The organism is Aeromicrobium terrae, from assembly GCF_008039565.1.
In the GTDB taxonomy this organism is placed as follows: domain Bacteria; phylum Actinomycetota; class Actinomycetes; order Propionibacteriales; family Nocardioidaceae; genus Aeromicrobium; species Aeromicrobium terrae.
This window is the reverse complement of the sequence record NZ_VDUX01000003.1, coordinates 306,409-318,370: the sequence shown is the minus strand read 5'-3', so window position 1 is coordinate 318,370 and position 11,962 is coordinate 306,409. Positions and strand designations below refer to the sequence as shown.

Annotated in this window: 16 protein-coding genes; 10 read left to right on the top strand and 6 right to left on the bottom strand. The window is 68.8% G+C overall.

Annotated features, from left to right (window positions below; translation table 11 throughout):
• Positions 1-92 precede the first annotated feature (92 nt).
• Entirely contained in the window at positions 93-989 is an 897-nt protein-coding gene (locus tag FHP06_RS08240; protein WP_147685651.1) for a nuclear transport factor 2 family protein, read from the top strand.
• Between the two features lie 3 nt (positions 990-992).
• On the opposite strand, the gene FHP06_RS08235 is transcribed toward FHP06_RS08240, so the two are convergent.
• Positions 993-1,394 (bottom strand): VOC family protein, encoded by a 402-nt coding sequence (locus tag FHP06_RS08235; RefSeq protein ID WP_222706415.1) that lies wholly within the window; start codon positions 1,392-1,394, stop codon positions 993-995.
• A complete protein-coding gene (locus FHP06_RS08230; protein ID WP_147685649.1) occupies positions 1,391-3,103 on the bottom strand; it encodes a DUF3556 domain-containing protein in 1,713 nt (570 codons plus the stop codon). Before FHP06_RS08230 ends, FHP06_RS08235 begins: the two co-directional genes overlap by 4 nt.
• A 92-nt stretch (positions 3,104-3,195) precedes the next feature.
• Between FHP06_RS08230 and FHP06_RS08225 the strand changes: the two genes are divergently transcribed.
• Positions 3,196-4,167 carry an EamA family transporter gene (locus FHP06_RS08225; protein WP_147685647.1) on the top strand — a complete coding sequence of 324 codons (972 nt, stop codon included), beginning with the start codon at positions 3,196-3,198 and terminating at the stop codon, positions 4,165-4,167.
• Here FHP06_RS08225 and FHP06_RS08220 read toward each other — a convergent pair.
• A complete protein-coding gene (locus tag FHP06_RS08220; protein WP_147685646.1) occupies positions 4,151-4,411 on the bottom strand; it encodes a DUF167 domain-containing protein in 261 nt (86 codons plus the stop codon). The two genes, FHP06_RS08225 and FHP06_RS08220, sit on opposite strands and share 17 nt — an antisense overlap.
• A 32-nt stretch (positions 4,412-4,443) precedes the next feature.
• Here FHP06_RS08220 and FHP06_RS08215 point away from each other — a divergent pair, with 32 nt between their 5' ends.
• From FHP06_RS08215 to FHP06_RS15990, 4 genes are all read left to right on the top strand, one after another.
• On the top strand, positions 4,444-5,232 hold the full coding sequence (locus tag FHP06_RS08215; RefSeq protein ID WP_147685644.1) for a helix-hairpin-helix domain-containing protein: 789 nt from the start codon (positions 4,444-4,446) through the stop codon (positions 5,230-5,232).
• A gap of 184 nt (positions 5,233-5,416) precedes the next feature.
• Positions 5,417-6,454 (top strand): LLM class flavin-dependent oxidoreductase, encoded by a 1,038-nt coding sequence (locus FHP06_RS08210; RefSeq protein ID WP_269140121.1) that lies wholly within the window; start codon positions 5,417-5,419, stop codon positions 6,452-6,454.
• Positions 6,455-6,506: 52 nt separating this feature from the next.
• The gene (locus FHP06_RS08205; protein ID WP_147685642.1) at positions 6,507-6,755 is read left to right on the top strand and encodes a hypothetical protein; all 249 of its coding nucleotides are present in this window, start codon (positions 6,507-6,509) and stop codon (positions 6,753-6,755) included.
• Positions 6,755-7,015 carry a hypothetical protein gene (locus FHP06_RS15990; RefSeq protein ID WP_187271849.1) on the top strand — a complete coding sequence of 87 codons (261 nt, stop codon included), beginning with the start codon at positions 6,755-6,757 and terminating at the stop codon, positions 7,013-7,015. The genes FHP06_RS08205 and FHP06_RS15990 overlap by 1 nt, the downstream gene beginning before the upstream one ends.
• 31 nt (positions 7,016-7,046) lie before the next feature.
• Here the strand turns inward: FHP06_RS15990 and FHP06_RS08195 are convergent, their stop codons facing one another.
• A complete protein-coding gene (locus tag FHP06_RS08195) occupies positions 7,047-7,457 on the bottom strand; it encodes an SRPBCC family protein (protein ID WP_147685640.1) in 411 nt (136 codons plus the stop codon).
• A 143-nt stretch (positions 7,458-7,600) separates the two neighbouring features.
• Between FHP06_RS08195 and aqpZ the strand changes: the two genes are divergently transcribed.
• Entirely contained in the window at positions 7,601-8,326 is a 726-nt protein-coding gene (aqpZ, locus tag FHP06_RS08190; protein ID WP_147685639.1) for an aquaporin Z, read from the top strand.
• A 54-nt stretch (positions 8,327-8,380) separates the two neighbouring features.
• Here the strand turns inward: aqpZ and FHP06_RS08185 are convergent, their stop codons facing one another.
• A complete protein-coding gene (locus FHP06_RS08185; RefSeq protein WP_147685637.1) occupies positions 8,381-9,019 on the bottom strand; it encodes a hypothetical protein in 639 nt (212 codons plus the stop codon).
• Between the two features lie 8 nt (positions 9,020-9,027).
• The gene (locus tag FHP06_RS08180) at positions 9,028-9,567 is read right to left on the bottom strand and encodes a CsbD family protein (protein WP_147685635.1); all 540 of its coding nucleotides are present in this window, start codon (positions 9,565-9,567) and stop codon (positions 9,028-9,030) included.
• Between the two features lie 81 nt (positions 9,568-9,648).
• Between FHP06_RS08180 and FHP06_RS08175 the strand changes: the two genes are divergently transcribed.
• The 3 genes from FHP06_RS08175 to FHP06_RS08165 all read left to right on the top strand — a co-directional run bounded on the left by FHP06_RS08175 (position 9,649) and on the right by FHP06_RS08165 (position 11,961).
• Positions 9,649-10,497 (top strand): MEDS domain-containing protein, encoded by an 849-nt coding sequence (locus tag FHP06_RS08175; protein WP_147685633.1) that lies wholly within the window; start codon positions 9,649-9,651, stop codon positions 10,495-10,497.
• A 271-nt stretch (positions 10,498-10,768) separates the two neighbouring features.
• Positions 10,769-11,362, top strand: a complete 594-nt coding sequence (locus FHP06_RS08170) for a DUF1819 family protein (RefSeq protein WP_147685631.1) — start codon at positions 10,769-10,771, stop codon at positions 11,360-11,362.
• The gene (locus FHP06_RS08165) at positions 11,359-11,961 is read left to right on the top strand and encodes a DUF1788 domain-containing protein (protein WP_147685629.1); all 603 of its coding nucleotides are present in this window, start codon (positions 11,359-11,361) and stop codon (positions 11,959-11,961) included. Before FHP06_RS08170 ends, FHP06_RS08165 begins: the two co-directional genes overlap by 4 nt.
• The last annotated feature ends 1 nt before the right edge of the window (position 11,962 follow it).

The window sequence follows — 11,962 nt, the reverse complement described above, 5'->3', positions numbered from 1 at the left end:
GGAGCAGTCCCGCAGCGAAACCCGGTGCAGAGCGGACGGTGGTCCGTGGCAGCACGGACGACACCGGATCGACGCGTTGCTTGGCTCGGCGGATGACCGACAGCACCGATCTCGCCGTGGAGTACCCCGCACAACCCGACACCCGGCACGCCGCGCCGGAGACCGTCGCGTTCCTCGACAGCTTCTTCGCCGCGAAGAACAGCCACGTCGTCGCGGACACGATGGCGCACTTCTCGCCCGACGTCGTGACGTACACCGAGTCGATCCTCGGCTGGCCCCTCGACGGGTACGAGACGATCGAGCAGACCTTCGCGCAGCACATGCCGACGTGGCCGGCGACCGCCCTGTCCTACCCGACCCGGATCCTGGGCGGCACCGGAAGCGTCCTGATCGCGTTCACCGACATGCCCGAGCTGTTCGGCGGCGAGCTGCGACTGCTCGGTGCGGTCGACTTCAAGGACGGCAAGATCGTCCGCTGGGTCGACTACTGGGACAGCCGGATCTTCGACGACGAGCTCTACGCCCAGCTGAAGACGCCGGCCGAGCACTTCCCGACGGCCTTCCACGAGGACGAGATCCCCGTGTCGGCCGCGCCCGAGATCGTCGAGGCCGCCACCCGCCTGCAGGCCCTGCTCGCCGCCGGCGACGCCGCGGGCGCAGCGGCGCTGTTCAGCTACGACGTGGTCTACGAGGACATGGCGCTGCGGATGCAGCTGCAGGGCCGGTCGATGGCCGAGCGCTACCTGACCGCCTCGCTGGCGGCGGCTCCGTACGGCGCCGGGTCGTCGCTGCGCCATGTCGTCGGCGGCGCCACGGGTGGTGGGTTCGAGTGGATCGCTCCGGACTCCAGCGGCGTCGCCTGCGGCATCACCGCGCTGGAGCTCGACGCCGCCGGCCTGATCAGCCGCGTCACGACGGTCTACGACAGCCGGCTCCTCGCGCCGGGCGACCACGACCTCCTGGTCGGCAACATCCTCGCCGTGCGCTGACGCCTATCCCTGCTGGTCGAGCTCCTCGAACAGCGTGAGCTGAAGCCCGGCAGGCGCTTCCAGGCGCGAGTTGAGGGAGTCCCACGGCGTACGGGTCGGCGGGGCGACCAGCTCGGCGCCGGCCTCGACGAGCCGGGTCGTGGCGCTGTCGACGTCCGTGACCTCGAACGCCACCCGGATCCGCGGGCTGACGCTTCGGCCCACCTCGACCCGGTCGATCATGTCCACCTGCGCCGGTGTGGACAGCTCGAGCGTCGCGCGGCCGACGTCGAGGATCGTCACCCGCTCGTCGCCCTCGCCGTGGATCTGCAGCTCCTCCTCCGCGCCGAGCACGTCGCGGTAGAACCGCACGGCCTCGTCGTAGTCGTCGACCTTCACCACGACGCGCATCTGCAGGGGCTTCATGGGGTCTCCTCGTCCACGTGCACGGGGACGGTGTCGTCCCACGGCTGGCGCGTCACCATGTCGGCGACGTCGATGTAGCCGGTCTCGAGCTGACCGGTGGCGGCGTCGACGAGCCGGTACTCCTGGCGCTGCCGGTGGATCGGCTGGGCGTCGATGAGCACGATGCGCACCTCGCCGGGCTCGAACTGGCAGCGCTTCTGCAGTGCGTCGATCAGCTGCTCGTGGTGCAGGTGCCCGTCGCCGAAGTTCCAGCCGAGCGCGGTGCTGCAGATGCGCTCGCCGTCGACCAGGACGTACTCGGACTCGTCGTGGCCGGCCATCGCGCGGTGCGCGAGCGTGAACATCGCCCGGCCGTGGCTGTTGAACCCGCGGAACGCGTAGCCCATGTAGAGCATCATCTGGGCGTTCTCGGGGCTGCCGTAGTACCGCTCCATCTGCGACTGCGGCATGCTCGCGATCGAGGTGACGTGGGCCTCGATCTTCGCCGACGCGGACGGCTTCACGCACCACAGGCCGACGTCCCAGTTGCCGGCGTAGTAGCGCATCGCGGGCAGGAACGAGACCTTGCGCGGGTACAGGTTGCCGATGATCACGGTGCCCACCAGCACGGCCCACAGGACGATCGGCCACGGGCTCGTCAGGTCCGAGAACCCGACGTCCGGGTGGCCGACGAACAGCGCCACCACGCTGAACATCATGAAGACGTTCCACTCGAGCGGGACGCCCATCGGGATGGCCGACAGGATCCCGAAGTGGAAGCAGAGCATCACGACCGCCGCGATCGCGCCGACGGTGCCGCCGTGGCTGAAGAACATCACCAGCGGCACGAGGCCCTCGACGGCGGTGGAGACGTGCGCGATCCAGCGGGACGGGCGGCCGGGGCGCAGGTCGTCGGGGAAGTGCTCGAAGAACGACCGCTTGAGCCAGCGCGGCCGCAGCACCGGGTTGTTGCTCATCATCGTGGAGATGACGAACGGGAAGTGCTTGGTGAGCTTCGACGTCGCGGCGCCCATCCAGATGGTCAGGCAGACGAGCTTGAGCGCCAGGATCATGTCGTCGCCGGACGCCTCGACGAACAGGAACGCCACCGTCAGCGACGCGTACACCTCGCCGCGGGCGGCCAGGAAGATCACCTTGTCGCGCAGGCTGAGGACGGCGAGGACACCGAGGATGGCCACGATCTCCCAGGTCGGGAGCACGCCGAGGTCGCCCGCGTCGCTGAACAGCGCGACGAGGAGAAGCACGAGCAGCGCGGCGTAGAGGAGGGCGTCGAACGGGGTGCGGGTGTCGCCGCGGGTGAGCGGGACGCGCGTCGGCCACGGTGGCAGCCGGATCGTGCCGGGTCGGAGCCAGTAGAGGATCGAGCCCATCGGCGGGAAGAACCGGTTGTTCAGCGGGCCGAAGCCGCAGCCGAGGCCGACGACCTCGAACAGCATCGTGAACAGCACGACCTTCTCGTAGACGATCGGCTGGTCGTACCAGCCCTTCACGTCGGTGAACCCGTCGACGCCGGGGGTGCTCAGCACGATCAGCCACGCCGCGAGGACGTAGAGCAGGATCTTCACGACGTAGAACAGGTGTAGGACCACCGGCGTGCCGAACCCGACCTGCGCCCAGTGCTCGGCCATCGGCCGGATCTTCTCCGAACGGGTGCCCTGGACCCACGTGGCGTAGTCGACCTGCGGCCCGTCCTGCGTCAGGAATCCCACGCCCACACCTTGCCGCATGGGTGGCAGGAAAGCATCGACCTTTTGTCCTTCAGCCACCTTGTCGCGTCGGTGCGCGTCCCTAGGTTTGACGCATGCAGGCCGTCCGTCCAGCGCCGGCTGCCCCGTCGGCGACCCGGGCAGCCCTGGCTGCGCTGCTCGTGGTGTGGGTCGTCTGGGGGTCCACGTACCTGTTCATCCGCATCGGCGTCCGCACCATCCCGCCGTTCACGATGGCAGCGATCCGGTACACGATCGCGGGCGCGATCCTGCTGCCCATCGGCCTGATGTCCGGTGGTGCTGCGGCCCGCGCGGCCGACCGGCCTGGCTGGCAGCAGTGGGCGGCGATGCTGCTGCTCGGTGCGATGCTGCCCGCCGGCGGCAACGGCGTGATCTCGTGGGCCGAGCTCGAGCTGCCGTCCAGCACCGCGGCCCTCCTGGTGGCCAGCGTCCCGCTCTGGATCGTCGTGGCCGACGCGCTGCTCACGCGGAAGATGCCGGGCACCGTGCGGTGGGTCGCGCTGATCGTCGGGATGGGCGGCGTCGTCCTGCTCAGCGGTGGTGGCGACGGCGGTGCGCCGTTGTGGCCCACCGTGGCTGCGCTGCTCGCGTCGATCAGCTGGGGCGTCGGGTCGGTGCTGCAGCCGTGGCTGCCGACGCCCTCGCGCGCCATGGTCATCGGCGGCATGGAGATGCTGTGCGGCGGACTGATCCTGCTGGTCGTGGCGGCCGTTCGCGGCGAGCTGTTCTTCGACGCCGGCGCAGTGAGCGCCGAGTCCTGGTGGGCGCTGGCGTTCCTGATCGGCCCCGGCACGCTCCTGGCGATGAGCTGCTACCTGTACATCCTGGGCCGCCTCTCGTCGACCACCATCTCGACCTACGCCTTCGTCAACCCGGTCGTCGCGGTGGTGCTGGGCTTCCTGATCCTGGACGAGCGCCTGTCCTCGCAGCAGCTGCTCGGCGGCGGGCTGGTCATCCTCGCCGTCGTCGGCCTGCTGGTGCGACAACGCGTGGTGGAGGAGGCGGAGGCGGAGGCCGAACCTGCACCGGTCAGGGCAAGTGGGTGAGCGCCTCGTAGACCGGCGCGGACTCCTCGGGGATCTCGACGATCTTCGTGCGGCTGGTCATGCCGGTCACGAGCGTGACGTCGCGCCGGGGCACGCCCAGCGCCTCCGCGAGCGCGACGAGCGCGGCCTGGGTGGCGCGGCCACCCTCGGGCACGGCGGCGACCTTCACCACGAGCGCGCCGTCGTGGGTCCCGCCGACCTCGGGCTTCCTCGCGCCGGGCCGGACCCGGATGGTGACTCGCACAGTCCCAGCATGCCGCGTGGTGGGATGGGACCGTGATGATCCGTCCCGCCGTGCTCGCGGCGATCAAGGCCGGCGACGTCGACCTCGCGTTCCGGCGCTGGGACCGGGCTCGGGTGAAGGTCGGCACGCGGATGCGGACGGGCTTCGGCGTGATCGAGGTGACGTCAGTCGAGCGGGTGCCGCTGGGCTCGCTCCGCGCTGACGACGCCCGGCGGGCCGGGGCCGCGTCGCTGGCCGCACTGAAGCAGGAGCTGGCCCACCGCGACGACCCGGTCTGGCGCGTGGGAGTGAGGTATGCCGGCGCCGACCCGCGCGAGGCGCTCCGCGAGACCATTCCTGACGCCGACGAGATCGCCGAGATCCACCGCCGCCTCGACCGGCTCGACGCTGCGTCGAAGCACGGCCCGTGGACGCGGGCGTCGCTGGAGATCATCGACGCCAATCCCGAGGTCCGCGCGCCCGACCTGGCCGCTCAGCTCGGCCGCGAGACGCAGGAGTGGAAGACCGACGTGCGAAAGCTCAAGGAGCTCGGGCTGACCGAGTCGCTGGCGATCGGTTACCGGCTCTCGCCGCGCGGCGAGGCGGTGCTGGACAACGGGAAGCCACGGAAGCGCGCACCGCGACCCACCGGCACGCCGCTGCCGCGCTCCATCGGCGCCCCCGCCACCCGCGCGCTGCGGGCGCAGGGCATCACGAGCGTCGAGCAGGTCGCCGACTGGACCGAGGACGACCTGCGTGCTCTGCACGGCGTCGGCCCGATCGCCGTCGCGCGGCTCACCGAGTCCCTGGCCGGGCTCGGCCTCGGCTTCCGGGAACCGTGATTTGTCGACGAGCAGAGCGACGTGATGTCGACGACGCAGGTTTCGCTGGTCGAGTGCCGAGCGAGCGCCAGCGAGTGAGGTGTATCGAGACCACCCGACGTGATCTCGATACACCTGCTCGCAGAGCTCGCAGGCACTCGATCACCGGTGAAGCATCGTGTGACCGGAACAACCCAGCGTGGCGATGGTTGAACGTCATATGAAGAAGATCGGGTTCCTGAGCTTCGGCCACTGGTCGCCGTCGCCCTACTCCGAGGTGCGGACGGCCTCCGACGCGCTGCTGCAGTCGGTCGACCTGGCCGTCGCGGCCGAGGAGGTCGGCGCCGACGGTGCGTACTTCCGCGTGCACCACTTCGCGAACCAGCTCGCGTCGCCGTTCCCGCTGCTGGCGGCGGCGGGCGCCAAGACGTCGCGGATCGAGCTCGGCACCGGCGTGATCGATATGCGCTACGAGAACCCGCTCTACATGGCCGAGGACGCCGGGGCCGCCGACCTCATCGCCGGTGGCCGGCTGCAGCTCGGCATCAGCCGGGGGTCACCGGAACAGGTCATCGACGGCTGGCGCTACTTCGGCTACCAGCCCGCCGACGGCGAGGACCACGCCACGATGGCCCGCCAGCACACCGACGTGCTGCTCGAGGTGCTCAAGGGCGAGGGCTTCGCCCAGCCCAACCCGCGGCCGATGTTCCCGAACCCGCCCGGGCTGCTGCGCGTCGAGCCGCACTCGCCGGGCCTGCGCGATCGCATCTGGTGGGGCGCCGCGTCCGACGCCACCGCGCGCTGGGCGGCCGAGAAGGGCATGCACCTGATGAGCTCGACGCTGAAGGCCGACGAGACCGGCGAGCCGTTCCACGTCCAGCAGCGCAAGCAGATCGAGGCGTTCCGCGAGGCGTGGAAGGAGGCCGGTCACGAGCGCGAGCCGCGCGTCTCCGTCAGCCGCTCGATCATGCCGATCACCACCGACGTCGACCGCCAGTACTTCGGTCACGAGGGCGACAGCCAGGACCAGGTCGGCCAGATCGAGGCGGATCTCCGTGCGATCTTCGGCCGTACCTACGCCGCCGAGCCGGACCAGCTCGTCGAGCAGCTGGCCGGGGACGAGGCCATCGCCGCGGCCGACACCCTGCTGCTCACGGTGCCCAACCAGCTGGGCGTTGAGTACAACGCGCACATCCTGGAGTCGGTCATCCTGCACGTCGCGCCTGGCCTCGGCTGGAGATAGCAAGATTGCAACCCTGGTTGCATGACTGGGCGGATGCAACTAAAGTTGCAATGTGAGGGTCACGGATGCCGCGCTGAAGCGCGGCTACACCCTGGAACAGATCGAGCACGCCGTGATCCACCACATCGACGAGTTTCACGACCAAGATGATCACTCACTGGCGATCCTCGTTGGACCAACTCAATCGGGCGACCTCCTCGAAGTCGGGGTCGTGTTTGCCCCAGATGGCATCACCATCGAGACGGTCGTTCACGTGATGCCTGCCCGTCCCACGTTCCTTCGCAGACTCAAGAAGCGGTGATGATCATGGCAAAGCAAAAGATGACTGATGACGAGCTCGCTTCGCGTTTCGAGGACTTCGACGTCGACGCTGCTGTCAGCTCGGGTCGTGATCCGCTGCGGGCGCTGCACTGGGCTGCGCAGTTTCGTGAGTACATCGATCAGCAGCTGTCAGATGTCGTCGCTGAAGCGCGCGAGTCCGGGGCGACGTGGACGCAGATCGGCGAGGCACTCGGTGTCAGTCATCAGGCAGCGATGAAGCGCTTCAAGCAACCAGCCTGACGGTCTGAGCCCCGCCCGGGCCGGCGCTGAGTCAGCGTGCCGCCTGCTCCTCGAGGTGCTGCTTGATGACGCTCAGCCCCTTCGCCATGAGCGCGTCGACGGTCGGTGCCGCGGCGTCGGGCAGGAAGTCGGCAGTCCACACGAACCGGCTCGTGCCGTCGCCGGCGTCGAGGACCTGGGCGGACGCCATGTGGCACGTGAGCCCGACACCGCTATCGATGATCGAGTAGGCCAAGCGGCGGGCCTGGTCGTCGACACCTACGAGCTGCTCCTTGGCCACCCCACCGTTGAAGAACGTCACCGTCCGGACGTCGCCATCGGTCACGGCGTCCGTGACGAAACCGGGCACGAGTCGCCGGTGCAGGGCGCCGAAGTCGCGGAGCGCGTCCCACACGTGGTCGGGCGACGCGTCGATCGTCGTCTCCTGGATCAGCGATGCCATCGAGGCCTCCTTCGTAGCCGCCGCTCTGTCAGGTCCTCATCATGGGCTCTCCCTCCGACACTCCGACTCGGTGCTTGGAGCACCTGATTTCCCGGGAGTACCTTCCGAGAAGCGGTACCTCCTGCTCGGAGAGAGGAATTCTCATGACCGATCAGTCCGCAACACCTGTTGAGACCGTTCCACCCACGGGGAGCTCCAGGCTCGGGGCCGAGGCACTCGGCACCTTCTGGCTCGTCCTCGGCGGCTGCGGAACGGCGATCTTCGCCGGCGACCAGGTCGGCAACCTCGGTGTCGCCTTGGCCTTCGGCCTCACGGTGCTCACCGGCGCCTACGCGCTGGGCCACGTGTCCGGCGCCCACTTCAACCCCGCCATCACCGTCGGTCTCGCAGCGGCCGGTCGTTTCGCGTGGAAGGACGTGCCGGCCTACGTGGTCGCGCAGGTCGTAGGCGCGACGGTCGCCGGTGCGGCCCTCCTCGCCATCGCCAACGGCAAGGACGGGTTCGACGCGACGAACAACTTCGCCCTCAACGGCTACGGCGACCACTCACCCGGCGGCTACGAGCTGTGGTCGGTGATCATCGCCGAGGTCCTGCTCACGGCGATGTTCCTGTACGTGATCATCGGCGTGACGTCCAAGCGCGCTACGCCGGCGTTCGCGGGCATGACCATCGGCCTCGCGCTGACGCTCATCCACCTGATCTCGATCCCGATCAGCAACACGTCGGTCAACCCGGCGCGGTCGCTCGGGGTCGCGTGGTTCGGCGGCGGCGACGCCCTCGGCCAGGTGTGGGTGTTCATCCTCGCCCCGGCGGTCGGCGCGATCATCGCCGGCATCACCCACGCGCTCATCACCGGCGAGCGCGACTAGCAGCACGACGACGGGCCCCGATCCTGCGTGGATCGGTGCCCGTCGACGTCGTGATCAGTCCTGCTGACGCTCGTCCTTCTTGGCGTCCTGCAGCTCGCTGAGGACCTCGGCGTCGGCCTTGGCCTCGGCGGCGGACTGGCTGGACTCCTTGGCGTCCTTGAGCTCGCTCGACGCCTGCTGGCGAGCCGCCTTCTTCTTCGCCTCGGCCTGGCTGGCGACCCGCTTCTTGCGCTGCTCGACGGTCTTCTGGCGCTCCTCGGCCTTCTTGTCGGCAGCAGCCTTCCTCGCGGCCTTGGTCTTGGTGGCGTTGGCCGCGGCCTGCTTCTTGGCCTCGGTCTCGACCTCCTTGGCCTGGTCTAGGCCGTCCTTCACGTTCGCCGCAGCCTTCTGCCGCTTCTCCGCGGCCTCCTCACGGGCGGCCTCGTTGACCTTCTCGGCCTTGCGGCGTCGATCCTTGGCCTCGTGCTTCAGGTGCGCACTCTCGGCGAGCTTCTCCGCACGCTCGATGCGCTCGGCGCCGCGGTCGGCGATCTCCTGGTCGCCCAGCAGCGAGCCCGCGAACACGTCGGCCGACCCGATCGCCTTGTCCAGCGTCGTGCGGGGGAGCGACGTCTCGGGCAGGCGGCTCAGGCCGCGGTCGAGGGTCGCGAGCGGCAGTCGCGCCAGCTTGTAGGGGAGGGTCTTGAGGCTCATGCTGCTCCTTAGTGGTTGGTCTCGGACCGCAGCCGAGCGGCCTCCTGCTCGGCGGCCGTGGCCTCCTGCTCGAGGCGGACCTGCTCGCTGACGGCCTGCTGCTCGGTGGCAGCGGCGTCGCGGGTCTCGGCCTGGGCCTCCTGGAGGCTGGAGTCGGCGACGGCGTCGGCGCGATGCTCCGCGGCACGACGCTCGGCCTCCTCCTGGTCGGCGGCGACACGCTCGGCGGCCGAGTGCTCCTCGGCCCGCTGCCGCTCGGCGGCGCGCTGCGCCGCGTCGGCCTGGTCGTGCGCGGCCTCCTTCTCGGCGGTCGCTTCCTGGTTGGTCTCCATCAGGTTCTCGGCAGCCTGGTCGCGCTTCGCGTCGGCCACGGCCTGCTCGGTGGCGGCCTCCTTGCGCTGCTGCGCCTCGGCCTGCTGCAGACGTCCCTCTTCGACGAGGTCGTCCTTGCCGGTCACGGCGCCAGCGACTTCCTTGACCTTGCCGGCAATGCCGTCGATGAGGCCGTGGCGGGCCTCGGCTGCGGATTCTCCGTTGTCGTGACTCATACCTAGGACGTTCCCGATCCCGGCCGTCGCACACGTGTCAGTCCTGTGACACAGGTAACGGAACGGGCATAGGCTGCGAACGTGCGCCTCCACGGACTGGCCGATCGGCCAGGCGGCATCGGGCTGAACGGCCACGCGTGCTGGGGCTACAACTCGCTGGACGGCGACTTCGCCGCCGCGGCCGTGCCGTTCCTCCACGAGGGCCTCGATCTCGGGCAGCGCCTCGCGTTCGTCGGCGGCCCGGAGGCCGAGAAAGCCGTGCGCGAGCTCGAGCCGATGCGCTCGCTCGTCGACGACGGGACGCTGCAGGTCATGCCGTTCGACGCGATCTACCCGGGCGGGCGACGCATGTCGAACCAGGACCAGTGGGCGTTGTACTCGGGCGCCACCGACCAGGCCATCGCCGACGGCTTCACCGGCCTGCGCGTCCTGGCTGAGGTCACGTCACTCGTCGGCCCGGCCGAGGCGTGGCTGCACCACGTCGCCTGGGAGGCCTACGCCGACCGCCGCATGGCCGGCCGCCAGCTCGCCGCCCTCTGCTGCTTCGACCGGTCCCTCACTGACGACGACGCCCTCGGGTCGATCGCCAGCGCCCACCCGGTCGCCGACCGCCGCCTCCGCCCGCTCGTCCCGTTCCAGCTGTTCACCAACTCCGACGGCATCGCCGTCGCCGGCGAGGTCGACTCCGCTTCTGCTGACTTGTTCGAGCAGCTCCTGACAATCGACGACGGCACCACCGAGGACGTCGTCCTCGACCTGGCCGAGCTGACCTTCATCGACCACCACGGCGTCGTCGCCGTCCAGCGCTTCGCCGACCGCCTCCGCGACGCCGGCCGCCACCTCATGATCCGCGACGAGCCCGAGGTCTTCCGCCGCCTCACCGATCTCCTCGGCGTCGACGTCGCGTCGCTCCCGCCGGCCTGGGAGTAGCGCGGAGGTTTGGCTCAGGACCTCACGGAATCTCTTGTCTGCTCGCCGCGTAGTTGCTTTGGCTCGATGTTTGCCGGTGCAACGATTCCGTGAAATCCGGTCCACCGCTTCATTAGGCTCGAATGGGCGAAACCGACCGGTATACCCATGTGACGCCCGCGCGGGTGTGACAGGCCGAGGCTAGATCGTTCGAACTTTCACGTCATGGGCAGCGCAGAGTGTCTGATCAATGGGATAGCCTGATCGACTTTGCATTTTGAGGAGGGACCGCATGACGAATAGACCGAGTCCGCGGTACGCGCTGTCGTTCACGACTGGCGCCCTTCTCGTGCGCGAAGCGCTGGTGGCCGCGCCGCTCTACCTCCAGGTGCAGGATTGGGCGAAGGTCCGTGAACTGATCGAGGAAGACAATCTCCTCCAGGCCCGCACGCGCTCGTCGGGCTTCCGGCTCGCCCGTGAGATCGCTCAGCGACTCTCCGTGCTTACTGATGCCGAGCTCGAGCTGCTCATCGACGCCACGCCGACCGAGCGTGGCTACCTGATGTGGGCCGCTGCCTGCCGCCGTTATGACTTGATCGGCGAGTTCGCTGAGGAGGTTGTACGCGAGCGGTACCTCGTTCTGGCGCAAACGCTCGGCCATGACGACTTCAACAGCTTCATCCGGGGCAAGGCGCTCTGGCATGAAGAAGTGGCCAACCTCAAGGACACCACCTTGCGCAAGCTCCGCTCCACCGTCTTCCGCATGCTCGTCGAGGCGGGCCTGATCTCCGACGACGGCCGCATCAATCAGGCCGTTCTGTCCGCACGGCTCAAGGACGCCCTGTTCGACGACCTCCGCTTCTTTCCGACGGGCGGCACCGCATGACGAATGCCGATACCCACAAGCAGGAGGAGCACCTGTTCGCTGTCCTCAGCGGGAAGCGCTTCCTTCAGATGGAGGGCCTGAGCAACGAGGTCCCGTTCTTCATCTACCCCTACCCACCCGAGGCGTCCCTCGCGGTCGCGCAGGCTAAGAAGCGCATCAAGAGCAAGCTCTCGACGAAGCACGGCATCACCGTGCGCGAGGTCAACCTCTACGACCTGGCCGTCGAGATCCTCATGGAGCGCGGCGTCTGGGAGCGGGTCCTCCAGGCCGAACCAGACCAGGACAAGGACGACTTTCGCGAGATGCTCCAAGGGATGCTGGACCCTCAGCTCCACATCGCGCCGGCGATTCGCGCCAAGATCGAGGACGGCGAGTTCGACATCTTCTTCCTCACCGGTATCGGCGAGGTCTTCCCGTACATCCGGTCCCACAACGTGCTCAACAACCTTCAGAGCATCGTGACCGGCAAGCCCATGCTCATGTTCTTCCCCGGCCGCTACGAGCAGTCCGACACCCTCGGGTCGTCACTTGTGCTCTTCGGGCGCTTGAAGGACGACCAGTACTACCGAGCCAAGAACATCTTGGAACAGGAAGCGTGAC